Origin of the sequence: Bacillus kexueae, assembly GCF_022809095.1 — a bacterium.
In the GTDB taxonomy this organism is placed as follows: domain Bacteria; phylum Bacillota; class Bacilli; order Bacillales; family Aeribacillaceae; genus Bacillus_BZ; species Bacillus_BZ kexueae.
On record NZ_JALAZE010000001.1, the window covers coordinates 807,330 to 831,313 of the forward strand.

The 23,984-nt window shown below is 40.4% G+C and carries 29 protein-coding genes and 1 riboswitch; of the genes, 16 read left to right on the forward strand and 13 right to left on the reverse strand.

Annotated features, from left to right (window positions below):
• Positions 1-470: 470 nt before the first annotated feature.
• The 4 genes from ML543_RS04050 to ML543_RS04065 form a co-directional block, all read right to left on the reverse strand.
• Positions 471-1,328, reverse strand: coding sequence for a Cof-type HAD-IIB family hydrolase (locus ML543_RS04050; RefSeq protein ID WP_243385939.1), 858 nt, complete (start codon positions 1,326-1,328; stop codon positions 471-473).
• A gap of 98 nt (positions 1,329-1,426) precedes the next feature.
• A complete protein-coding gene (locus ML543_RS04055) occupies positions 1,427-2,344 on the reverse strand; it encodes a DMT family transporter (RefSeq protein WP_243385852.1) in 918 nt (305 codons plus the stop codon).
• A 331-nt stretch (positions 2,345-2,675) separates the two neighbouring features.
• Positions 2,676-3,029, reverse strand: a complete 354-nt coding sequence (locus tag ML543_RS04060; RefSeq protein ID WP_243385853.1) for a YlbF/YmcA family competence regulator — start codon at positions 3,027-3,029, stop codon at positions 2,676-2,678.
• Between the two features lie 79 nt (positions 3,030-3,108).
• Positions 3,109-3,822 (reverse strand): GNAT family N-acetyltransferase, encoded by a 714-nt coding sequence (locus ML543_RS04065; protein WP_243385854.1) that lies wholly within the window; start codon positions 3,820-3,822, stop codon positions 3,109-3,111.
• Positions 3,823-3,977: 155 nt separating this feature from the next.
• Between ML543_RS04065 and ML543_RS04070 the strand changes: the two genes are divergently transcribed.
• Positions 3,978-4,307, forward strand: coding sequence for a thioredoxin family protein (locus ML543_RS04070; protein ID WP_243385855.1), 330 nt, complete (start codon positions 3,978-3,980; stop codon positions 4,305-4,307).
• 74 nt (positions 4,308-4,381) lie between these two features.
• Here ML543_RS04070 and ML543_RS04075 read toward each other — a convergent pair whose 3' ends face one another.
• Positions 4,382-5,572: a DUF445 domain-containing protein gene (locus tag ML543_RS04075; protein ID WP_419095327.1), complete on the reverse strand. Its 1,191-nt coding sequence runs from the start codon at positions 5,570-5,572 to the stop codon at positions 4,382-4,384.
• A 62-nt stretch (positions 5,573-5,634) separates the two neighbouring features.
• On the opposite strand from ML543_RS04075, the gene ML543_RS04080 reads away from it, so the two are divergent.
• The 9 genes from ML543_RS04080 (at position 5,635) to ML543_RS04120 (ending at position 13,589) form a co-directional block, all read left to right on the forward strand.
• On the forward strand, positions 5,635-6,984 hold the full coding sequence (locus ML543_RS04080; protein ID WP_243385857.1) for a YheC/YheD family endospore coat-associated protein: 1,350 nt from the start codon (positions 5,635-5,637) through the stop codon (positions 6,982-6,984).
• Between the two features lie 75 nt (positions 6,985-7,059).
• Positions 7,060-8,139, forward strand: a complete 1,080-nt coding sequence (locus ML543_RS04085) for a YheC/YheD family endospore coat-associated protein (protein ID WP_243385858.1) — start codon at positions 7,060-7,062, stop codon at positions 8,137-8,139.
• Positions 8,114-9,463: a YheC/YheD family endospore coat-associated protein gene (locus tag ML543_RS04090; protein ID WP_243385859.1), complete on the forward strand. Its 1,350-nt coding sequence runs from the start codon at positions 8,114-8,116 to the stop codon at positions 9,461-9,463. The genes ML543_RS04085 and ML543_RS04090 overlap by 26 nt, the downstream gene beginning before the upstream one ends.
• A complete protein-coding gene (locus ML543_RS04095) occupies positions 9,460-10,503 on the forward strand; it encodes a YheC/YheD family endospore coat-associated protein (protein ID WP_243385860.1) in 1,044 nt (347 codons plus the stop codon). The genes ML543_RS04090 and ML543_RS04095 overlap by 4 nt, the downstream gene beginning before the upstream one ends.
• A gap of 211 nt (positions 10,504-10,714) precedes the next feature.
• Positions 10,715-10,924 carry a YheE family protein gene (locus tag ML543_RS04100; protein WP_243385861.1) on the forward strand — a complete coding sequence of 70 codons (210 nt, stop codon included), beginning with the start codon at positions 10,715-10,717 and terminating at the stop codon, positions 10,922-10,924.
• A 70-nt stretch (positions 10,925-10,994) separates the two neighbouring features.
• Positions 10,995-11,183 (forward strand): hypothetical protein, encoded by a 189-nt coding sequence (locus ML543_RS04105; protein WP_243385862.1) that lies wholly within the window; start codon positions 10,995-10,997, stop codon positions 11,181-11,183.
• Between the two features lie 136 nt (positions 11,184-11,319).
• Positions 11,320-12,186, forward strand: a complete 867-nt coding sequence (locus ML543_RS04110; RefSeq protein ID WP_243385863.1) for a PucR family transcriptional regulator — start codon at positions 11,320-11,322, stop codon at positions 12,184-12,186.
• Between the two features lies 1 nt (position 12,187).
• On the forward strand, positions 12,188-12,325 hold the full coding sequence (locus ML543_RS04115) for a hypothetical protein (protein ID WP_243385864.1): 138 nt from the start codon (positions 12,188-12,190) through the stop codon (positions 12,323-12,325).
• 133 nt (positions 12,326-12,458) lie between these two features.
• Positions 12,459-13,589: an ABC transporter ATP-binding protein gene (locus ML543_RS04120; protein ID WP_243385865.1), complete on the forward strand. Its 1,131-nt coding sequence runs from the start codon at positions 12,459-12,461 to the stop codon at positions 13,587-13,589.
• Between the two features lie 900 nt (positions 13,590-14,489).
• On the opposite strand, the gene ML543_RS04125 is transcribed toward ML543_RS04120, so the two are convergent.
• Positions 14,490-14,744, reverse strand: a complete 255-nt coding sequence (locus tag ML543_RS04125; protein WP_243385866.1) for a hypothetical protein — start codon at positions 14,742-14,744, stop codon at positions 14,490-14,492.
• A 242-nt stretch (positions 14,745-14,986) separates the two neighbouring features.
• Here ML543_RS04125 and ML543_RS04130 point away from each other — a divergent pair, with 242 nt between their 5' ends.
• Positions 14,987-15,205, forward strand: a complete 219-nt coding sequence (locus ML543_RS04130) for an alpha/beta-type small acid-soluble spore protein (protein ID WP_243385867.1) — start codon at positions 14,987-14,989, stop codon at positions 15,203-15,205.
• Positions 15,206-15,314: 109 nt separating this feature from the next.
• Here the strand turns inward: ML543_RS04130 and ML543_RS04135 are convergent, their stop codons facing one another.
• The 7 genes from ML543_RS04135 to ML543_RS04165 form a co-directional block, all read right to left on the reverse strand.
• Positions 15,315-15,578, reverse strand: coding sequence for a spore coat protein (locus ML543_RS04135; RefSeq protein ID WP_243385868.1), 264 nt, complete (start codon positions 15,576-15,578; stop codon positions 15,315-15,317).
• A 21-nt stretch (positions 15,579-15,599) separates the two neighbouring features.
• Positions 15,600-15,803, reverse strand: coding sequence for a hypothetical protein (locus ML543_RS04140; protein WP_243385940.1), 204 nt, complete (start codon positions 15,801-15,803; stop codon positions 15,600-15,602).
• 204 nt (positions 15,804-16,007) lie between these two features.
• Positions 16,008-16,745 (reverse strand): amino acid ABC transporter ATP-binding protein, encoded by a 738-nt coding sequence (locus ML543_RS04145; RefSeq protein WP_243385869.1) that lies wholly within the window; start codon positions 16,743-16,745, stop codon positions 16,008-16,010.
• Between the two features lie 12 nt (positions 16,746-16,757).
• Positions 16,758-17,459, reverse strand: coding sequence for an amino acid ABC transporter permease (locus ML543_RS04150; protein WP_243385941.1), 702 nt, complete (start codon positions 17,457-17,459; stop codon positions 16,758-16,760).
• Entirely contained in the window at positions 17,446-18,261 is an 816-nt protein-coding gene (locus ML543_RS04155; protein WP_243385870.1) for an amino acid ABC transporter substrate-binding protein, read from the reverse strand. Before ML543_RS04155 ends, ML543_RS04150 begins: the two co-directional genes overlap by 14 nt.
• A gap of 620 nt (positions 18,262-18,881) precedes the next feature.
• Positions 18,882-19,199: a YbjQ family protein gene (locus ML543_RS04160; protein WP_243385871.1), complete on the reverse strand. Its 318-nt coding sequence runs from the start codon at positions 19,197-19,199 to the stop codon at positions 18,882-18,884.
• Positions 19,180-19,374, reverse strand: a complete 195-nt coding sequence (locus ML543_RS04165) for a hypothetical protein (RefSeq protein ID WP_243385872.1) — start codon at positions 19,372-19,374, stop codon at positions 19,180-19,182. The genes ML543_RS04160 and ML543_RS04165 overlap by 20 nt, the downstream gene beginning before the upstream one ends.
• 117 nt (positions 19,375-19,491) lie before the next feature.
• Between ML543_RS04165 and ML543_RS04170 the strand changes: the two genes are divergently transcribed.
• From ML543_RS04170 to nhaC, 5 genes are all read left to right on the forward strand, one after another.
• A complete protein-coding gene (locus ML543_RS04170; protein WP_243385873.1) occupies positions 19,492-19,815 on the forward strand; it encodes a hypothetical protein in 324 nt (107 codons plus the stop codon).
• Positions 19,816-19,830: 15 nt separating this feature from the next.
• Complete coding sequence (locus ML543_RS04175; protein WP_243385874.1) at positions 19,831-19,980, forward strand: hypothetical protein; 150 nt, start codon at positions 19,831-19,833, stop codon at positions 19,978-19,980.
• 14 nt (positions 19,981-19,994) lie between these two features.
• On the forward strand, positions 19,995-20,486 hold the full coding sequence (locus tag ML543_RS04180; protein WP_243385875.1) for a universal stress protein: 492 nt from the start codon (positions 19,995-19,997) through the stop codon (positions 20,484-20,486).
• 170 nt (positions 20,487-20,656) lie between these two features.
• Positions 20,657-21,967 carry a protoglobin domain-containing protein gene (locus ML543_RS17240; RefSeq protein WP_243385876.1) on the forward strand — a complete coding sequence of 437 codons (1,311 nt, stop codon included), beginning with the start codon at positions 20,657-20,659 and terminating at the stop codon, positions 21,965-21,967.
• A 215-nt stretch (positions 21,968-22,182) separates the two neighbouring features.
• The gene (nhaC, locus tag ML543_RS04190; RefSeq protein ID WP_243385877.1) at positions 22,183-23,577 is read left to right on the forward strand and encodes a Na+/H+ antiporter NhaC; all 1,395 of its coding nucleotides are present in this window, start codon (positions 22,183-22,185) and stop codon (positions 23,575-23,577) included.
• A 177-nt stretch (positions 23,578-23,754) separates the two neighbouring features.
• A riboswitch (cobalamin riboswitch) is annotated at positions 23,755-23,934 on the forward strand.
• The last annotated feature ends 50 nt before the right edge of the window (positions 23,935-23,984 follow it).

Below are 23,984 nucleotides of genomic sequence, written 5' to 3' on the forward strand. Positions count from 1 at the left end.
TTGGCCTCGTTCTTTTCATACTCTGGAATTTTGTTGTCGCTGATTATAGTAATACAACTCGGATATATTATCTAATTCCAGTCCTTGTCGCATCATTTATTTTGGCAGTGATTGGAATACCGTTAGATAAGAAAAACGATAAAAAATTAGTCATCCAAAGCACCATTACGCTAATCTTGTCTGCCATCATGATTTCTCTATTAGGATATATTTATATATCTCCTGTTCTATTCCCTTTCGGAATTCCGCCACGATAATATTATTCGTCTAAAACACAAATAGAGCTTTGGTCAGGATGAAAAGGTTCTCCCTTCTTTGAACAACCAACTAATAGGAATAAGAACGGCATAATTAGTATGAATAACTTCTGCACAACCATTACTCCCTTCTGATTTTTCCAGAATTTTGTAAAAATAATTGAAAAAGAGACACCACCAAGATTCGATGGTATCTCTTCCCCCGATTGGACCTTATTTTTTTATCCGCTCCAAAAATTGAATACGTTGTTGTTTTCGGAAGTGTTCTTTTACCATGTAAGCTACGCCTTGCTCGTCGTTGCTTCTTGTGATCCAGTCTGCTTTTCGCTTCACTTCAAATGGTGAGTTCCCCATGGCAACGCCTAAGCCTGCTTCTTCAATCATTTCCATGTCGTCAAGCTCGCTTCCGATGACGACCATTTCTTCTTTCTTTATGTTTAAGTGATTGCCTAAAGCGAGTAAGCTTGTGGCTTTCGATACACCTTTTGGCAAGACTTCGAGTTTTGCGTCATTTACCTTGATAACTTCTACTTCAGGAAAATTGCTCGTCAGGAGTTGCTGGACTTCTGTTAATTCGGAAGGTTCTCCGAAGAATATATCAATTTTCGGTGCGGCTACTGGTTCATCCCGCAGCGTATCACCTAATGATTCCACAAATTGAATCGGGTAGAATAACGGATCGGCTGTATTTAATAACGTCTTACTCATTAAGTTCGTTTGGATTTTTTTCCGATTCCCGATGGAAAAACGCTCATGAATGATGCGCACATTGCACGAAAAGTTTTCCAATACTTGAATGAGATTAAACGTACGATCTTCCGGAATTCTTCGGACAAATAACGGCTGATCTAACTGATTCGCAATAAATGCTCCACTATGAGTGATAAGATACGAATCTAATTTTAACGCCTTTGCTAACTTTTTAGCGGATTGAAAATGTCGATTCGTTACGAGGGTAACATAAACTTCTTTATTTTGAACAAATTCAATCGCCTCTTTAGTTGAGCTTTGTAGGCGACCGTTCGATCTCAGTAACGTTCCGTCAATATTTAAAGCTAATAATCGATAAATCACAGTTGGTCCCCCTTCTCATGATGTCTCATGCTACTATGAGATTATGTCCTTCCTGACCGAATTAGAACCGAACTTGTTTATCGAACCATCTAAGTTTAATAGGCGCGCTTATGTCTATTAATCTTAAACAACGACGGCTTTACTGCACCCGTGCCGAGTAAAACCCCGATAATAATTAAAAGGAAACCAAAGATTTGGACAGGCGTAATCGTCTCTCCTAAAAACAAATACGACCCAAGTAAAGCAAAAAATGGCGTCATATTAATGAAAATTGCCGTCTCTCCTGGCCCTAAATGTTGAATAGTATAATTGTACATACTGTGGCCAAGTGCAGTAGCAAACACGGCCGAGCTGACAAAGACCACCCAAACAAACGGTGAACCGAGACTAAACGTTTGAATACCACTTGGGTTCAATAGAAGACTTGTTATCAATAACCCACCTGAGCCAAACAAAAGCATCCACCCTGTCATGAGTCGCGGGCTCATTGTTTCTGTTCCTTTTTTAATAAAAATAAAGCTAATCGCCTGAGCCGTAATGGAAAGAAATACGAATAAATCCCCTTTTGATATGGATGAAATGCTTCCGCTGCCATTTAAAATGATAAATGCAACGCCGACAAGACCGAATAAAATACCGGATGATTTACTAACCGTTAACCGATCCCCTAAAAACATCGCTGCAAAGAGCGTCGTTAGTAACGGAACGAGTCCCGCAATTAAACCAGCGTTCGAAGCGGTTGTATTCGCCACCCCAATCGCTAAAAAGAAATGATGGGCGACGACTCCGGTTATCGTTGCAACGAATACGTAGTACCCTTCTTTTTTCGTTAACCAACGGATTTCACGCCAGATGATGACTAATGCCATGACGGTTAAACCCGCTACGAAAATCCGAAAAGCTGTAATTGCAGCTGGGTCAAACACCTCCACGATGACTTTAATCGCGATGACGTTAAATCCCCAAAGCATCATGACAGTAAGCATTAAAGCATAAAGCTTCATTTTCGACATGTGTATCACGGTCCTCTTCTATTCAATTCAATAATTACCAATTTTAACAAACGACTTCTTTTCTGTCTTTTCTTTTGCTCACCCGCTCGATTACCTTTACTACGTGACTTAAGAAAAGCGCAAAGCGCAAGTCCTTAGGCGAAGGGCGCTGGAGGACCTGCGAGGAGGCTTCCGTCGCCACAGCAGGGCCGAAACGACCCGAGCTGATGGCGCTTGGAGCTAGACACCAAAAAAACGGTAAAGAGAATACTTTAACACTTTATTGAACTTAAACTTTCCGTAACAATAAAAAGAAAAAATCGAGGCTTTGACCTCGATTTTCTAGCAAGTATTAATTTTGAATGCTTCCGTATAACTCTTCTAGCGGCTTCATAATGATTTTGTTTAAATCTTGGATCGCCATGCTCATGCGCTGTTCGCTTTCCATTAATTTTGCGATTTTCTCGTGCTGCTGAACAAGTTGTACTGATTTTTGCGCTTGTTCTACTTCTTCTTGCGTAATTTCTTCACCGTTCATTTGCTTTTGTTGAAGTTTTAATTGAATGTCACGGAAGTTTTCGAACATTCTTTTTGCTGATTCATCGTTCTCCACTTCATCATAAAGCTTTTTTAACGTTTTATATTCTTCACTCTCACGTAACGCTTCTTCTAACTTATACGCCACATCATATAAATTTTCTGCCAAAATGGAAACCTCCTAATAATTGTTCAAGATCATGTAAAATGACCTTTCCACTATAACAAACATATTCCAAACATTCAATTTAAGACGTCATATTCGTTTCATTTCTCGCCGCTTTCTTCTCGCTATGTTGAGTACGAAACGGGTTTTTCCACTCCATTAATACGCCGTAGTGACAAGACTCTTCGTCTTCCAAATAATCCGGGACAACCGATAGCGGGGTTCTACCGCATTTTAGTAAAAACGTTAAGACTGGATCCTTCAACTTTCCTTTCGTTACGTGCTCGACGTAACTTTCAGGAGAATAACTCGATTGTACCTTATGGTAGCCAGGCATTCTCCCTCCACCAAGCAAGCGGTCGAGCTTTCGTTGAATAACGACCTCGTACATAGAGAACATGAGCCATTTTCCAATGCCGAGCTTTCGATACGATGGCCGTACACTAATATCAACGACATACAACGTATTTCCCGTTTCCGAATGATTGCGAATGTATCCATTGTCCGTTATTTCTTCCCACGTGTGGTTCGGCTGCTTCGGATTAAACGGAACGATTAAGCCAGTCATCGATCCTACGATTTCACCATCCACTTCCATACAAAGCGCACCATCTTGAAAGCGGTGAACATGCTCATATAATTGGTCTTCATTCCACCAAAGCTCTTTCGGAAATGGAGGGGGAAAGCATTCTCGCTGAATGTTAATTAAGGAGTCAAAATCATCCACGTCATAATTTCGAATGAGAGCACGGTGGCTCATACCATCCTTCAACAGAAACAATTCTTTTTGATACATCACATACCTCCATATGTTTTTTTCATATGTAGAGGTCTAAGATGCAAGGTATTATTATTCTAATTTTCAAACTTCTTTCATCATATCATATTTCTAGCTACTCCGCATGGAAATCGGTATGATAGAAGAAATCAATCAATATTGTGGAGGAGATCATGAACATTATTACATCAATGGAAGAAGCACGCACCTTTATTGAAGAGCATCCATTTGCCTTTCTATACATTTCGAAATCGAATTGCTCTGTTTGTCATGCTTTAAAACCGAAAGTTATCGACATGTTATTGGCGTTTCCAGCCGTTCAATTCGGGGAAATTAATGCTGATGATGTTCCAGAAGTTGCTGGAGCGTATTCCATTTTTACCGCCCCAGTTCTACTATTTTTCGTCGATGGAAAAGAAGTGATTCGTGAAGCTCGTTTCGTTCAAATGGAGGTACTAAAAAACCGCATGACCAAAATCTATGAGATGACCAAGCCAAACTAAACAATGTAAAAAAGCGATCCTATGCCGTTTGCATGTAGATCGCTTTTTTTATCGTAGGACTTTCCTTCAATTCTTCATAACACTAACACAATAATGGCTTGAACAAGGCCAATCATCCCGCCTAAAAGCGCACCTAGATAGGTGATCATTTTAAATTCACGTCTCGATATGGATAAGACCATTTCTTCAAGTCGCTCAACAGAAAAGGTTTCGACTTGCTCTTTAACGATCTGGTCAATGTTCATCATGTTCATCATCATCCCAATTCGCTCGCGAATGTAATTCCGAATCACATCCATCACTTTCGGAACTCCTTTTTTAATGATGATGGCTTCATACGGCTGTAAAAGTTCTGAAATGGTCCGGTCGAACTGTCGGTCCACTTGAATTTCAGCCGTAACTCGCTCAGCAACCGAACGGCTAATGGCTTCTACATCCCACTTTGCTGTGACTTCATGGACCGGACGATCTGAAAGCTTATCCCATTCACCTTCAAGAAGGTTTGTGAGCATCTGAACCGTCCCTTCATGACGGAAAAACTTTATAACTTCTGGTTGAACTTTTTCTTCTATGCTCGTATTTCCTAAAAACATTTGCAGCATATTTCCTAACATGCCGCGCCCGAGAAGAAAGTCATCAATCATTTTCTTTAGTCGCTTTTTTCCTTCGTCCGTTTCAAAATAGGCAGCCCCTCGATCTGCAATATAAGATGCGAGCTTTGGCATAAGTTGTTTCACTTCATCATTCCAGCGCTCGCTTAATAGTTGCTTAACGCTTTGTTCAGAAGTTAAGAAGGATTGGACTTTCTTTTCAATGAACTTCGTTAGTCTACCGTTTGTCTGTTCCTTCGCATTATCAAACCCGAAGGAAGCAAGCAATTCACCAAGTGTTAAATCCTTTTTAATAAAACGCGAAATTTCTTTTTCAATAATGCTTCTAATACTTTTTTGGAAGGACTCATTTTCGAGTCTTTTCTTAATCCCTTCCGGTGTCACGAGATGGTCCACAACCATTTTTCCGAGCTGAGTAGCCAATTCATCTCGTCGCTTCGGAATGAGTCCAGGTGTGAACGGAACTCGTTTTCCAAATACATAAAGCGGCTTATACGGTCGAAAGAGCATTTTGATAGCAAGTGAATTCGTCACCCCTCCGATTAAAGCCCCGATAACCATCATGAATAAGATCATTACAAAAACTTTCATGCGCATCTTCCTCATTCTAAAATCACGATATTTTAAAAAAAACATACGATATGATAGCAACATTTGCCTAAGACATTATTATAGAACTTGACAGTCTTTCTTTGCAAATGAGGGTGGAAATGAAAATGGAAAAAGTGATTGTACGTCCACTTAAAACAAAATCAGCGTATCATCATATTCAAATGAGCGATACATTACAAGCTCAACTGCACATCCCTCTTCGGTCGAGCATTCGCATAAAATGCGGCAAAAAAACCGTTCATGCGATGACAAGCTTTGTGCACGATGAGAAGTCAGCCATCTACGCCAGCCATTCGATTTTTGAAACATTACATTTACCGATTGTAAACATACCGCTGCAACTTCAATACGATGAAAAGGCCCATATCCTTTCACTCGGCCCAATTATCGCGATTGTCACGGAGGATGTGACGACTTCCGATCGAACATTTGGCAATATCCATACATTTTGCGAAGAGTTCGCCTTATTCGGGGAACAAAGCCATGCATTTGTATACGTATCGTCCCCAACAAAGTTTCAACAACCCGACTTTGGGGGGTACTGTTTCCATGAAGGAAAATGGGAAGAATACCGTTCACTTCCGCTTCCGAACGTCGTATATAACCGTATTCATTCACGGAAATTTGAACAATCCGAGAAATACCAATTCATCATACATCAACTTCACCAATATGACATTCCATTCTTTAATCAACGGTATTTAAATAAATGGGAGATACACGATATTCTAGCCGAAAAAAGTCATCTTCATCCTTACGTACCCAAAACAGCATTGCTCGATTCAAAGCATGCCCTTGAAACGTATCTCCACGATTTCTTACACGTATTTTTAAAACCGATTCACGGAAGTCAAGGTCGAAACATTTATCAAATTCAAAAAGAGAACGAACGATTCAGCGTGAAAGAATCGAATACGAACCCCCCATCATCAAAAACATTTCAACAATTCGGAGAGTTGTATGAGTTTCTTTATCCACAAATAAAGAAAGAGCCGTATATCGTCCAAGAAGCAATTCCCCTTATTCGTTTCAAAGGTCGGCCTGTTGATTTTCGCATCCTTTGTCATAAAAAATCTTCACATAAATGGGTCGTCACTTCTGCGGTCGCGCGTGTGTCTGCTGAAAATCAGTTCGTTTCTAACATTGCAAAGGGCGGCGAGCTTCATGATTTAACATTCCTGTTATCTACTCTTTTTCCTGCTACTCATCATCATATCCGAAAACTACTTTTTGAAATCTCGGTGGAAGCTGCCAAAACGATTTCTGCCAATATGGATGGAACGTTCGCGGAATTCGGCATCGACATGGCGTTAAGTGAAGAGGGGCATCCATGGCTACTAGAAATGAATACAAAGCCTTCAAAAAACATGACCCCGAATTCATCCAATTCTTACCGTCCATCGGTCAAAGCAATTGCCCATCACTGTCTATACCTCGCCGGTTATGATGGCTAATTGCGACGCATATATTGTAGGAGTATCGGCAAGTTTATGAAAACTTGCCATCTCTACATTTGAGATATGGAAGGAATGAATCAAATGCCCACCATCGGATTTCTCGTGACGAACGAAAAACATGAACAAGCCTATTTATCCGGTGTCGCTCAAGCAGCAAAACAGTACGGTTTTACGTGTATTCGCTTCCTTCCTGAAGGGTACATGGATGACTATGTTTCCGGTGAGCGGTATCTTCCAACACATAAAATGTGGGAGAAAACAACACTCCCCTTACCAGATATCATTTACGATCGATGCCATTATGCCAAACCGAATTCCAAGCAAAAACAAAGGGTACAACAATTGAAACAAGCGACCAATATTCCGTTTCTTCAATACGGGCTTCCGAATAAATGGACGATTTATGAACGTCTGCAAACATCCGGTGTGAAACGGTATTTGCCGACAACGGAATTCGTCGATGACGTAAACCTTGTCTTTTCCTTCCTTCAAAAATGGAAAAAGATTATTGTCAAACCCGTTTTTGGCTCAACCGGGCGAGGCATCATGACCTTTAAATCTTCATCATCAGAACGATATGTGTTGCAATATGTGACTAAATCAAACGAAACAAAAGAAAAGATCGTTACCAAACCAATCGCAACAACGCTACTGAAGGCATTATTGAAAAAATCTCCTTATCTCATCCAACCACTTCTTTCTTTACGTACCGAAGACCATCGTCCTTTTGACCTTCGACTGCTCCTTCAAAAAGACCGAAACGGGCAGTGGACTATTCGATCAAAAGCGATCCGTTTAGGACAACAATTTGCTTATGTTTCCAACATCGCTAAAGGGGGACGATTTCTTCCCTTTAATGAAAGGACACTCACTTGGGACCCGTCTGAACAAGTAGATGATTTACTTCAAAAGCTATTGCCAGCTATGGAGACGCGATTCCATACTCTCTTTGAACTCGGAATCGATGTAGGCGTAGATTTACAAAATAAACGAATTTGGCTGTTAGATGTAAATTCCAAACCGGGTTATAAAATTATTTTCCACCTCGCCCCTGAGCGGGCAGAAGATTTATATAAAGCACCATTACTGTACGGCTTATATGTATTAGAACAGGAGGTGAACCGTTATGAGAGTCAACATCCACCTTGTTGAACACCATGAAGATGCGATTGTACTTCCTCAATCGTTCCAAGCCTATCGAATTTCTGACCTTTTTTTCGGACAGAAAACGAGGTCATGTAGAATTTACTACCATAGTCACCATCCCCACCACATGTATGTATCAACAACTTTGAGTGAAAAGTTAGGTATGCGCGATGGAATGGAAATGAATCTCCTTCTGGTCCATCGTAGATTATATATTGGCCCTATTGTCGGCATCTTATCAGCAGGCTTTACGAAATCTCCGTTACGTCCGCTTGGAAAACGGTCGATGATGTTTTCCAAATACATTGAAAGCAGCAAAAAAGCTGGCTCATTCTCATACGTATTCGGCGCCCATCAAATCGATTGGGAAAATGAATGGATTGAAGGCTACACCTATACGAACAAAGGGTGGGAAAAAATAAAAGCCCCTTTCCCAAATGTCATTTACAATCGACTTCCAAATCGGAAGGTCGAAACGTTAGACACTTTTCAATCACTGATGAAAAGCTTCCAACAAAAATGGCACATCCCTCTATTTAACGAACGCTTTTTAAGCAAAACAGATGTGACCGATTTCTTAGTCAATACCCCATGTGAAGCTTATATTCCAGCAACTATTCCGAACCCTACAATTAAACAAGTTGAAGACATGATACACGAATACTTTAGCGTCTTTTTAAAACCGATTAACGGCTCACTTGGCCTAGGGGTGTACAAGTTAAGCTACACTCCTCAAGAAAAGAAGTATTACGCACGCTATATCGATGAAAAGAATCAAAAACGGTTAACGAAATACCCTTCGATTCAAGCTTTTTTTACAGAAACGTTTCAAAATCGGCAGTTAAGTCGGTATATCGTTCAACAAGCCATCCCCCTCCTCCATCATCAGCAGTTACCAATTGATTTTCGTGTCCATACGAATAAAGATGAACACGGAAAGTGGAAGCTAAGTGCAATGGCCGGAAAAGTCGCAGGGAAAGGCAGTGTTACGACCCATGTGAAAACTGGCGGGACCATTTTAACCATCCCTGAAATTGAAACGCTCCTACAGCCTTCCTTTTCGATAAGAGAGCGACTGCATCAGGCAGCCCTCTCCATTAGTGAGCAAATTGAGGAACGAATAGATGGTGATATAGGTGAAATCGGATTTGATTTTGGCATTGACCGGAATGGAGAAGTTTGGCTGTTTGAAGCAAATTCAAAGCCTGGGCGGTCCATCTTCCACCATGATGAACTTAATCGTGAAGACCATCTTACACGAGAACTCATTTTTTTCTATGCACAATTCCTTATGAAGCAATCCATTCACGAAAAGGCTGGGACACTATGAAGAAGACACCCTTTCTTGTCGGTATTTTAGCCGGTGACTCGCAGGCAGGAAAACCGTTTGTCGGCAATGTAGCGTTATTTAAACAACTACAAGCAAAAATTCGGCATCAACGTGGTGATGCTTTCGTCTTTACGCCATCAACAATCAAGAATAATCGAATCGATGGTTTCCAATACATTCAAAAAAAGTGGATTCAAAAACCTTTCCGATTCCCGGACGTCGTGTATAATCGCTTTCCGTTTCGGGAGGATGAAGTATCCATGAACTGGCTGTACCAACTATTTGATCATCATAATATTCCCTTTTTTAACCGTCATTTTTTTCATAAAGGAGAAGTGTACGAAGTACTTCGAGAGCATGAAATGTTAGCTACTCATCTCCCTATGACGAAGACCATTGACTCCATTCAAGATGTTGTCACCTTCATTCGAAGGTATCCATTTGTCTACATCAAACGAGCATTAAGTAGCAAAGGCGATGGCGTTTTTAAAATCACATGTACCGCTTCACATTATTTCATGGAAACGCCGAACGACACATGGACAATTCCATCCATTCAAGAAATGGTTGACCACATTCAACCGTCGTTTCAAACGACGCCTTATATCATTCAAGAAGGCATCGAAACAGATCACTTCAATGGTCACAAATACGATGTACGAGTCTACGTTCATGCGTTTCAAAACCAATTCGTCGTATCTGGTATAGGCGTACGCGTATCCTGTGCGCAATCGGTCACCACTCACGTACCAAAAGGCGGAAAAATCATTCCTTTTTCCGTTGTTTCCGACCGTTTTAATGAGCGTAATATAAAAGAAATTTGCCAACATATTGGAGAGGCCCTTTCTAACAGATACGGATTAGTCGGTGAATTTTCGGTCGACATCGGCCGTACACCTGATGGTCGACTCTATATCTTTGAAGTGAATGCCAAACCGATGAAATTCGATGAACAAATAATTTACGAACAAGGACTAGACAATCTCGTCTCCTATTTTTACCAGCTTACAACCTCAAAAAGGGATTCCGCCTTTCAGTAGCGAATACTACTATAAAACACCTAAGAAAAAGTCATAAATTCATGTAGTACTTTAGCGAAAGGCTACAGATTCCTGCGATACGACTGCCCATTTGGGTAAATTGAGAGTAAAACGAGTAGAGATCTCCCTGATGAAAGCGTCTGCCTTTCACGTTTCATTCAAAAAATAATCTTCTTTAAAAATAGCGAAAGAAAAAAAGGAGTGAGATGTTATGATTACACACTTTCAATGGAAACCATTACTTAAGCAATCAAACTTACCCGGATGGCGTATCTCCTTTTTCTTCAACGGCGTTCATTACGATGCCATTTACCATCGCTCTGGTCAAATCGAGTGGGGACAGACGATTCCCCCAAAAGACAAAGAACAATTAATCATTGAACAAATTCACGAACTCATGCTCTTCCACATTTACGATTGATTTCCATAAATAAATGAACGAGACGAGCACAAACTAATCACGACCCAACGTTTTACAGGGAGGAATCGTGATGAACAACAAAGAGCGCAAAGACTTAGAGTACGAAGGGCGTAACGAAGCGTATATGGACATTGACCGAATGATTAATGAAGGTCTTTCAGGAGGGTCAGTCCATTACCGATACGAAATGGCCAATATTGAAGAAGCAAGAGACCTCGAAAAAGAAGAACCACCTTACGATTGTAAGGGAGATTGTTAAATAGGCAAGACTAATTGACCGCGATATAAGCGGTCTTTTTCATTTTTCCATCGAAAAGTAAAATCAATCTATTCAAAAAGCAAAAAAGTTAAAATTTTGGTACGATAGAAATGAATGAGCGGGAAAGGAGTTGACGATGATGCTCGAAAAATTAAAACAATTATTCCCACACTTAATCGAGGCAAATGAACCATATTCCGACGAACTTTTATGGTTTGAAACAGACGAGAAAGAGATGTTTGGCATTCAACCAACTCTAATTTCCGAACGAGAACTCGAGTTACTTAAACTTATAGCCACACCGATTAAGATGACCGAACGTAAAAATATCGGAAAATGGTATGCTTACATATACGAAAACAAAGAAATGACTTCCGTACCGAAAGCGGTTCGCTTTTTTTATTTTTTCTCGAACAGACCGATTGAAGAACGTGAACTACTGACAAACACAATGGAAGGAGTTATGAATGAACCAGCTTTCGTTTGGCTTAGTGATCAACATGGGTGGATAGTTGAAGAAGAACCGAATGCAGCCGCAGAAACAGAAGAAATCAAACAAATCATTCAAACCATTACCGCGGACTTTTTTATTGATCTATCGGTTTTTGTTGGGCAAATGCATCAAATGGGGGCCGATACGCGTGATAGTATCCTACGCGAAATTCAATTGGTCGAAGCCATTCAACCGATTATTCCAAAAGGGCAAGAGATGATGACATTTTCCGAAATGTTCGTCGCTTTTTACCTTGATTCGCTCTCAACAAATTTCTTTTCGAACAACGTCAAAGAACTGTTAACAGAAACCGAAATTAGAACGACCATCAAAACATTTATCGAACAAAATTTAAACGTTTCACAAACCGCAAAGAAATTGTTTATGCACCGCAACAGCGTTCAATACCGAATCGATAAATTTATTGAGGGAACCGGCATTGACATTCGTCAATTTAAAGAAGCCATAGCGGTTTATTTGTACATTTTGCATAAAGAAAGGATCGATTGATATGGATATGAATCTTTTAACGAACTTTTACATGAAACAGCCTTTATTTTTAAAAATTGTGTTAGTTACCGTTGCTGCTGCCATTATCTTTGGGGCTGGCTACATTGTCGGTAGCTTCTTCGGAAGACATTTTGGGTAATTTTTTTGAAAATTCACTTTGTTCAATGTGCACAAAAACCTTCTACCCTTTTCGTGCACGTTGTCCGTTTCCTCCACATTTGAAATCGATTACAATCAAATTAACAAAAGCAAGGGATTAGGAGGAACGAAACATGGCAGAACTTCGCTTAGAGCATATTTATAAAATTTATGATAATAAAGTAACAGCGGTTAAAGACTTTAACCTACATATTCAAGATAAGGAATTTATCGTATTCGTCGGTCCTTCCGGTTGTGGTAAATCGACGACATTACGTATGGTTGCAGGTCTTGAAGAGATTTCAAAAGGTGATTTCTACATTGACGGGAAGCGCATGAACGATGTTGCACCAAAAGATCGTGATATTGCGATGGTATTCCAAAACTACGCCCTATACCCACATATGAACGTTTATGACAACATGGCGTTCGGTTTAAAATTACGTAAATTCCCGAAAGACGAAATTGATCGTCGCGTAAAAGAAGCTGCACGTATTCTTGGACTTGAGCAATATTTAGACCGTAAACCGAAAGCTTTATCCGGTGGTCAGCGTCAGCGTGTTGCTCTTGGTCGTGCAATCGTCCGTGATGCAAAAGTATTCTTAATGGACGAGCCGCTTTCAAACTTAGATGCGAAATTACGTGTTCAAATGCGCGCTGAAATCTCAAAACTGCACCAACGCTTACAAACAACAACAATCTACGTAACACACGACCAAACAGAAGCGATGACAATGGCAACTCGCCTAGTCGTCATGAAAGATGGAATTATCCAACAGGTTGGTGCACCAAAAGATGTATACGAAAAACCAGAAAACGTATTCGTCGGTGGTTTCATCGGTTCACCAGCAATGAACTTCTTCCACGGAAAGCTAGAAGATGGCAAATTCCACATCGGAAACACAGTGCTAGAAGTTCCTGAAGGAAAAATGAAATACTTACGTGAACAAGGTTACGCAGACAAAGAAGTTATCTTAGGAATCCGTCCAGAAGATATTCACGACGAACCAGTATTCATTGAATCCGCTAAAGGCTCTGCCGTTAACGCTCACATCGAGGTTGCTGAATTAATGGGATCTGAAATCATGCTTTACTCTCAAATCGAAGGCCAAGAATACGTTGCGCGTGTAGACTCTCGTTCCAACATCCAACGCGGTGAAAACGTCCAACTCGGCTTTGACATGAACAAAGCACACTTCTTCGACAAAGAAACAGAATCTCGCATTCGTCCGAAAAGCGAAGAGCTTGCAGAAGCAACTGCATAATGCATAATATTGAAAACAGCTCACTATTTTTAGTGAGCTGTTTTTTATTTGAAAAACGTTCAATGGTTTGGCATCGGATGACCGGATGGTCTATTCGCGCATAGGAGTGAGGTTTGCGCGCATTGACATCACATAGCCGCGCTTAGACGGCCCAGCCACGCGCATTGAGATTACATAGCCGCGCTTAAATAACCGGCCGCGCGCATTGAGATTACATAGCCGCGCTTAAATGGACCGGCCGCGCGCATTGAGATTACATAGCCGCGCTTAAATGGACCGGCCGCGCGCATTGAGATTACATAGCCGCGCTTAAACTGCCCAGCCACGCGCATTGACATCACATAGCCGCGCTTAAAAGCACCACCCCCGCGCATTGACATCACATAGCCGCGCTTAGACGGCCCAGCCACGCGCATTGAGATTACATAGCCGCGCTTAAATAACCGGCCGCGCGCATTGAGATTACATAGCCGCGCTTAAATGGACCGGCCACGCGCATTGACATCACATAGCCGCGCTTAAATGATCCGGCCGCGCGCATTGAGATTACATAGCCACGCTTAAATGGACCGGCCGCGCGCATTGAGATTACATAGCCGCGCTTAAATGAACCGGCCGCGCGCATTGAGATTACATAGCCACGCTTAAATGGACCGGCCGCGCGCATTGAGATTACATAGCCACGCTTAAATGGACCGGCCGCGCGCATTGAGATTACATAGCCGCGCTTAAAAACCCAGCCACGCGCATAGACACCACATTACCGCGCTTAGACTAAACAAAGTCACACATAGGAACCTCCACCTCACACTTAAAATAAAGCTGTAACAAATCATTCTCGCCTAGCTCCTCTTTCAGGCTCAAAGATCAGAAGTGTACGATTACTTTAGTCATTCTCGATTACGATTCATTTCGTTCATGAACAATATACAATTCTTCATACATACAATACTCACAGAAGAAAAGATGAATGCATTGGTGCAATTCAATCGAATGTTGAAATCCATCAAAAAGCTTCATACTTTCAATATCCATATATGCGCTGTAATCATCGAAGTAGTCCGTTACTTTTCCTTTATCGAAGATTTCGGCTTGGCATTGCGGACAGGTGCGCGTTACGTTTTTGAGTCCATTACATAATGAGCAGATTGCCACGTTTTAACCGTCTCCTTTTTTCACCTATTTTCTTTATTTTTTTCAATTCCCTTCGTTTTCATCTGCACATAATTTACCATTTTATTTTTTTGCATAGTTTTTTGAACAAGCCCCATACTACAAGTAAACTCACAAACAGTCATTGGGTTAAGCCGAGCAGGCAGTGAACAAATACGCGTTCACACGCTGGTGCAACTCCAGCTAACCCAACCATTATAAAACTTTTAAGGAGTTGAAATGTTATGGCACAACAACAAAATCGTAGCAACAGCTCTAACCAATTAGTGGTTCCTGGTGCACAGCAAGCAATTGATCAAATGAAGTATGAGATTGCAAATGAGTTTGGTGTAAACCTTGGACCAGAAACAACAGCTCGCGCTAACGGATCTGTAGGTGGAGAAATCACAAAACGCTTAGTTGCAATGGCGCAACAGCAAATGGGCGGTTATCAACAACAATAACAACTAGATATATGGCTTTGGAGGCACGCCTTGAGCGTGTCTCCTTTTATTTTTTTAACGTCTCATAGCATGAAAAAAAGAGGCCAACATTGACCCCTTTTCTGTTTTTTTACGATTGCGGTTGAGAAAGTTGCGTTTTGATTTGGTGCACTTCGTTTGGAGTAGCAGGCTGCGCTGGCTGATAATATCCTTTTTGTAATGCGTATTGGTACATTGTTCGTTGTCGAGCTTCATCTGCATTTCGCATTTGAATGAGTGTCTGACGTAATTGCTCATTGTCCGTTTGCGCGATGATGCTTGCATAATCGGTTAAGCTTGAATTTAAGCCGGATAAATAATCATTTACCATATCTTTTTCGTTAAACTGTGGCATTCTCATGTCCTCCTTCAAATGTTATTGTAGAAATCCCATTAATTTTTGTTGTGAACTTCTTGCTTGCTGGGCATCTCGTTGTAGCATGTCTTTTAATTGTGGATCTTGACAGCTTTGGGCATACGTATCAAGCTTATTGGCAATCGTTCCGTGGCCCCCAATTAAATGACGTAAATTAGAAAGCTCTAACTGTGTTAATTGACTTTGTGCTTGCGCTTGGTTCATTTGATTAGCATTATTCACTGGATTGTTCATCGGATTCATTCCGTTATTCATTTGGTTTTGCATCGATTTCCCTCCTCTTTTTCATTCAATATGTAATATCCCAACATCCACCAAAATTATGCAAAGGAACGCATCATTTTCTAATAAATGTTTGATTGTTTTGCAGAAGTGAATGGACAAAAAAAGAGCAAGTACATTCAGTACTTACTCTTGAATTAGTTGTAAGAAACGTTTCGTTCTTTCTTCTTTCGGATTTTCAAAAATTTCTTCTGGTGTGCCTCGTTCAACGATAACTCCTTGGTCCATAAAGATGACTTCGTCCGCCACTTCTTTAGCAAAGCGCATTTCATGTGTGACAACAACCATCGTCATACCTTCGTTAGCCAAATCTTTCATAACTTTTAATACTTCCCCAACAAGTTCAGGGTCCAGTGCAGATGTTGGCTCATCGAAAAGCATGACGTTTGGCTCCATTGCAAGCGCTCGGGCGATTCCGACACGCTGTTGTTGTCCACCGGATAGTTGGAATGGATAATAATCTTTTTTATCTAAAAGTCCAACCTTATCAAGAAGCTGTTCTGCCTTTTTCACCGCATCTTCTTTCTTTTCCTTCTTTACTGTGACAGGCCCTTCAATTACGTTCCCAAGGGCTGATTTATGCGGGAAAAGGTTATAGTTTTGAAAAACCATTCCAGACTTGCTGCGGAATGAGGCGATATCTTTTTTCGACACCGGTTTTGAAAAGTCAACCGTTTGGTCATCCAATTGAATCGTTCCTGTTGTCGGGATTTCCAGGGCATTTAAACAGCGAAGAAACGTTGTTTTCCCTGATCCAGACGGACCGATTAAGACGACAACCTTCCCCTTCTCAATGGTTAAATCAATGCCTTTTAAAACTTCAAGCTCATCAAAACGCTTCGTTAAGTTTTGAATCGTAATCATGTTAAAACTCCTTTATTTGGCCACATAGCGATCCAGTTTGGATTCGATTCGTTGCTGAGCAATCGATAATAGGAAACAAATAACCCAATAAATAAGTGCAGCTTCCGTGTATAGAAGAAGTACTTCATACGTTCTTGAAGCAATTTGTTGGGCAACACGGAACATTTCCGTCACTAAAATAAGAGATGCTAATGAAGTATCCTTCACTAAACTAATAAAAGTGTTGGACAAAGGTGGAATTGAAACACGGGCAGCTTGTGGTAAAATAATTCGCTTTAAATTTTGCGAATAGGACATGCCAAGTGTATACCCTGCTTCCCACTGACCCTTTGGAATCGATAAGATTGCTGCACGAATGATTTCAGATGCATAGGCTCCAACATTTAAGGAGAATCCGATAACAGCAGACGGAAATGGATCAATTGTAATACCAACAGATGGCATACCGTAAAAGATGATAAATAACTGTACAAGCAATGGTGTTCCACGAATAATCGACACATACACTCTAGCGATCCATTGGAGTGGCTTAATGGATGAAATGCGTGCTAAAGCTGTTAATACAGCTAAAATTAACCCAAAAAAGAAGGAAATAAGTGTTAAAGGTAGGGTAAAATACAAAGCTCCCTCCAACATAGGAAGAAGGGAACTTTGTGCAATTTCCATTAAACGCTCCAATTTCTCTGGATTGTTTAATATATTATTCAGATACATCTTCACCAAACCATTTCTCTGAAATTTGCTTTAATGTACCGTCTTCTTTCATTTCTTTTAACGCACCATTTACAGCTTCAACAAGCTCTTCGTTTCCTTGACGGAACATGAATGCACTTTCAGCTGCATCGTCGCTCTCTGCAACAATTTTAATTGGCGCATCAGGCTTTTGCTTTAAGAAATCAAGAACAGAAAGCTTGTCATTAAGCGTTAAGTCTGCGCGTTTAGATGTGATGAGCTCAATTGCTTGAATAAAGCCTTCTACTCCAACTAGTTCAGCACCGTTAGCTTTTGCCATTTCTCCGTAGTTACTTGTTAACGATTGCGCTGCTTTTTTGCCTTCTAAATCTTCAAAAGATTGAATATCGTTGTTTTCTTTATGAACCACAACTACCGCAGTAGAAATTGTGTATGGTGTAGAGAAATCATATTTCTCTTGACGCTCTGGCTTAATACCTACTTGGTTTGCAATCATGTCAAAACGCTCTGCATCTAAACCAGCAAACATAGCGTCCCATTGAGTTTCCATGAACTCCACTTCAAGGCCAAGACGATTTGCTACTTCTTTTGCTACTTCCACATCGTAGCCTGTTAATTCACCAGACTCATCATGGAATGTAAAAGGCGCATATGTTCCTTCTGTACCAATACGGATAACGCCCTCTTCTTTAATTTTTTCGTATAAATTTTCACCTTCAGCAGGTGCTGCTTGTTCATTCGTTCCCTCGTTAGACGTACCGCACGCTGCAAGCATGAATACGAGGCCTGTAATAACAAACAATGATAGCCATAACTTCTTCATGTTTAAACCCCCAGTATTCTTATAGGATATAGATACTCCTGAATCATATAAAAGAAACTTGCTCTTGTCAATGGAATTGTCTCGATTAGAATTTCCTTTTCGACAAAAAATGATACGGAGCACAGTCCATTTTATTTTATCTGTACGGAAATGAATTGCAATGAAAATGCTCATTTCTGATGTTCATCCGAATACCTATTTTTATCAAATTGCGGACACTTACCTGCCTAGCAACGTCTTCCCTAACGACAAACTGAACCATATTGTCCCCAAATAAGAAACATACATGATTTTACACTCACACCCCAGACATGAAAATTTATTCTCCCCGGGGTTTTTTCTTTCTACCATCTACCTATCATGATCGATCATTCAGCTCATAGGTAATTTTTATTTTCACAGAAAAAGCGCAAGCCCTTAGGCGAAGAGCGCTGGAGGACCTGCGAGGAAGGCTTCCGTCGCCACAGCAGGGCCGAACCGACCCGAGCGGATGGCGCTTGGAGCTAGGCTAGACACCAAAAAAACGGTAAAGAGAATACTTTAACACTTTATTGAACTTAAACTTTCTGTAACAATAAAAAAACGCTGGCGATCATATCACCAGCGGTCACGTCATTCTGTTATTCTTCCACTACAACGGCTGTTCCGTAGGCAATGATTTCAGAAGCGTTTTGCATCACAGCAGATGTTTCTAACCGCATCCCTACGATTGCGTTCGCTCCTTGCTTTTTCGCATCTTCTACCATGCGGCCGATTGCTTTTTGGCGAGCTTCTTCCATCATTTCTGTGTATTCTTTTAATTCCCCGCCCACGATTGTTTTCAAACTAGCCATAATATCTTTTCCGATATGTTTTGATTGTACGGTACTTCCTTTTACAAGCCCCTTGAACTCTTTTATTTCTTTTCCTGGAACGGTATTAGTAGTTACGATAATCATTTTCTTCCTCCTCCTTTTTCTCCTGTATTCTTTCCTTGATTAAATAAATCAATATGATGACAAAGGAAATAAATGATAATCCAATAAAAGTGATTCCGATTATAAATTCGAAAAATAAAAAGATAAATCCGATAATTTGTGTGACAAGGCCAATCCCTAACCAGACTTGCTTCATGAAATCGCCTTCTTCCATTTTGGGTTCATCTATACATACGATTTGTTCAAAAAAAGGTTTCATCTTTTTTTGAATGAGGTAATGAAAAAAATAACTCGATGAAAGGAGATAAGAAATATGGGAAGGACAAACGCTCTTCTCTCAGAAATTACCTTACATTCACCACTTTCCCTTTACGAGGCTATTCGACTTCACAGTGTATCTAAAAAAATGAGTGGAACGATTTATTTCATTCGAAACGGAACTGTCGTCGATTGCAAAAAGTTACCAAAGCTTATTTCTTTTCTCATGACAACAAGTGAGACCGATCAAATCAAATTAATTGTCGACTACGAAAAGGAACCGAAATGGTTACCAATCATTCGACAGATTTTAGCGCACCAGCCGAGTCAGTCGTTTCGAAAAGTGCCGCTACACCCAATGAAAAAAGTCAAAATTTAAAAGGTTGTGAAATTCATGAACCGTGAGATTCAATACGAAAAGAAAGAAAAAAAATCGAATTCTAGTATGGTGTTTGCTACATTCATTAAATATGCGACGTATTTGATTATCTTCTTCGGTGTCATGTGGTTTTTGATTCATTATATTTTGCCCATTTTTCAATAATGAAGGAGGAATAAATGATGGCTCTCTTTCAACATATTGTCGTTGCGTACGATAAATTCGACCATAGTGGCGAGGCTCTCCTGTTGGGAAATCAGCTTGCCAATCAATTGAATGCTAAATTAACCATTGTCCATGTCCACTCTCCATCACTCGATGAAGTAGTTGCGGAAGCTACACCTCGTATGCACATGGGAGGATACGTGGCAGATGGGACACCCGCTCCACCACCTACTGCTTTTGAACACCTGGAGAAGCCCATTAGGCTCGACCAACTAAAGCAGAACATAGTGGCGGAAATTCAGCAATTTATTCCCGTTACTGACCAAATGACCATTGAAGTTGTCGAGGGTGAGCCTGAAAAACTGTTACCAAAGTTAGCAGAAAGCTTGCAAGCTGATTTAATCATTACTGGAAAACGTAATGCTTCATTGAAAAAACTTTTATTTGGAAGTATTAGTGAAAAGATGGCAAAAGCAACAGATACCCCTGTCCTCGTTGCAAAATGACGTTTGCCCCTTTTCTAAAAGGCCTAAAGGAGGGTACAACCCTCCTTTTTTATTTCCCCTTCTAATCGACTACGCTGTAACTTTTGTCACAATTTGTTGTAAAACCTTTGACGTTTTTTCCGATATAAGGAGTAGTGATAAATCGAATTAGTCAAAGGAGAATTTACATTATGACGTTTTCATTGTTCAAGAAAAAGCACCGTACTACTACATCCGATTCCGTTTTTTCTCAACCAATTGATGAAACTAAGATCGTATTGAAATTAGAACAAGAATCCTATAAGCGTCAATTAGCGCTGGTTCAATTAACGAAGGAAGATTTACGCAATACCCTTTTACTTAAGCCAATCATTGAAGAAAACATCCACGATATTACAACGGCATTTTATGATGGGATCGAAAAAGAAGAACGCTTAATGAAAGTGGTTGAGCAATATAGTACAATTGATCGTTTAAAAGGGACACTTGCCAAACACGTGCTTCAAATGTTTAACGGTCGCTTAACAGATGAAGACGTTGAACGTATGTCGCGTATTGCCCATCGTCACGTTATGATCGGCCTTGATGAAAAATGGTACATGGCATCCTTCCAAAACTTATTAGAAGCCATTCTCTCATCGGTTTCTCATCATTTTGAAACGGTTGATGAGCTTCTATCTGCGACAAAATCGATTACGAAACTTGTCAACTTTGAACAACAGCTTGTCCTAGAAGCGTATAAAAACGAATATGAAAAAATTCGAGAAGAGATGGAACGTGAAAAACAACTTCTCATCGAGCAGGTGCAATCTACTTCATCTCAGCTCGCTTCATTAACAGAAGAAACAAATGCGTTCATTCAAGAGATTAGCGCGCAGTCAAAAGAATTCGCCAACATTGCTGCGGGTCGCTTTGAATTAGCAGCTACGGCTGAAACGGAAGCGCATAGCGGAAAGAGCGAGCTTCAAAACCAGTCTGAACTTATGACATTAATTAACAGCCGCACGGACGATATCGCTCAAAAAATGAAAGCTTTAGAACAAGCTTCTGAGAAAATTAATCACGTCGTTTCCATCGTGACATCCATCGCTGAGCAAACGAACCTACTCGCATTAAACGCAGCGATTGAGTCTGCTCGAGCTGGAGAATACGGTAAAGGATTCGCCGTTGTTGCGAGTGAAGTTCGTAAGCTAGCAGAAGAAACGAAAAACTCCGTACTTGGTGTATCGAATTTAATTCAAGAAATTAACCAGCAAATCGATAGCATCTCTACATCAATTACTGATGTGACAGAATTAACAAGCAAAAGCTCAACGAAAATGGATGACATGGTAAAGTTCTTCGACACAGTCTTAAGCCTAATTGACAACAACAAAGATCAAAGCGAAAAAACGAAAGAAGAGCTTCAAAACTTTGCAAAAGCCATTGCAGATGTCACAAGCGCAGTTGACCAAATAACGGAAACATCCGAACAACTAAAAGAGCTTGCCGAAACCATTTAAACCTGTCCTCCCTATTGGGAGGATTTTTTTATTTCATTCTAATTTTGAAATATTGATCTTTAATAGTCTGATTGAATTGCAGATTGCTGTCGTATCTTGACAGATAATCCGTTGTCGATTATAGTTGAATTATCCATTTTACTTTCGTGCATAAAAGCATAAAAGCTTAAAAGCGTTTAAGTGATATTATTTGAGCAATTAAAGGAGCTGGCATCATGAAGACATCATGGAAATTTTCACACGCAGTAGGTGTGCTGACGATTATACTCGGGATTATTTTCGTCAGTTTATTTTGGCTTAAAACGGAGCCACATTTACCTCTTTTCCTTTCTGTTTTATTCATTGCTGGATTGGCAAAGTTGAAAGGAAACGAGTGGAAAGAGATTGAATCAGGTATCGTAAAAGGATTACAAAACGGTGCACAACCTATTATTATATTATCTCTGATCGGAATGCTAATTGGCGCATGGATGATTAGCGGGACGATTCCAACCATTACTGTTTGGACACTATCAATCTTTCAACCAGAGTTCTTCTTTATTACGGCCATCATTTGCTGCATGGTCATCTCGACATTGATAGGTAGTACATTTACAACGGTAAGCACCATTGGTGTAGCGTTAATCGGAGTGGCTGAACTTGCTGGTATTCCACTTGAAATGGCAGCAGCCGCGATTATTTGTGGTGCTGCATTCGGTGATAAAATGTCGCCAATGTCCGATACGACAAACTTCGCTTCGGGAATTGCAGGCGTGAACATCTTTACGCATATTCGTCACATGCTGAAGACGACAATTCCAAGTATGGCGATTACGCTAATTTTCTTTTGGATTTTATCCAACCAATTATCGTTTGAACCTGATACAACAGCTACCATCACGATGATGAAAGAAACGTTAAGCCAACAAATGAACATCTCTTTTTGGACGGTATTATCACCTATTTTAGTTATTACTCTTGCGATTATGCGCAAGCCTGTTATACCATCCTTGACGATTGGAATCATTAGTGCAGGGATTATTGCTTTTGTCGTACAAGGGGTTTCGGTGAGCACATTTTTATCCGTCCTTCAAAATGGCCCGTCGCTTTCATCGGGCGTAGAAGAAGTAGACCGCATGATGAATAAGGGTGGCTTGCAATCGATGATGTGGTCAATCTCCCTTATTATGATTGCCTTTATTTTAGGAGGCCTTCTAGAAAAAACAGGCCTAATCAACGCCCTCTTAGATGGGTTAAAAGAACGACTAAAATCAAAAGGACAAGTAATTTACTCTACTGTCGTATCATCCATCGGTGTCAACCTTGTCACAGGTGAACAATACTTGTCCATCTTAATTCCAGGTCAATCGTTTAAAGATTTATATCACAAATATAAGATTCCACTTCCATACCTTTCTCGCTCTGTCGAGGACGCTGGAACGTTAATAAACCCATTAATTCCTTGGGGCGTGAGCGGTGCCTTTTTAGCAGCGACACTTGGAGTTGATGTCATTGCCTACTTACCATTTGCAATTTTCCTTTACATCTCTCCAATCATGTCCATTCTTCTCGGCATGCGCTTATCGCGTAAAGAACCGTTGAACGAAATTGAATTAAAGAACGTGTCATAATCCTTTACACCTCGGGCCTTCCGAGGTTTTCTTTTTTTCTTGATTGGAAAATGCTAGAGGAAAATTTTCGACATTCCCCCATTTTTTATTGCAATTTTCTTCAAACCCCTTTATGATGATTATATACCCTATACACAATATATTGTGTACAACATACATATCGATACTACATATAGAATATAAACCAGTAACAAAGGTGCTACACAAGCTTAATAGGGAATCTGGTGTAAATCCAGAGCTGTCCCCGCAACTGTGAGTGCAACGAAATGAGAATGACCACTGTACGAATTGGTATGGGAAGGTATCAAAGTAGGATTAAGCACGAGTCAGGAGACCTGCCTTTGTTATGCCGTTTCGGATTCTTCGGGGTGATGGGAAGATGAAACGATGGTTGCAAAAGGAGTATA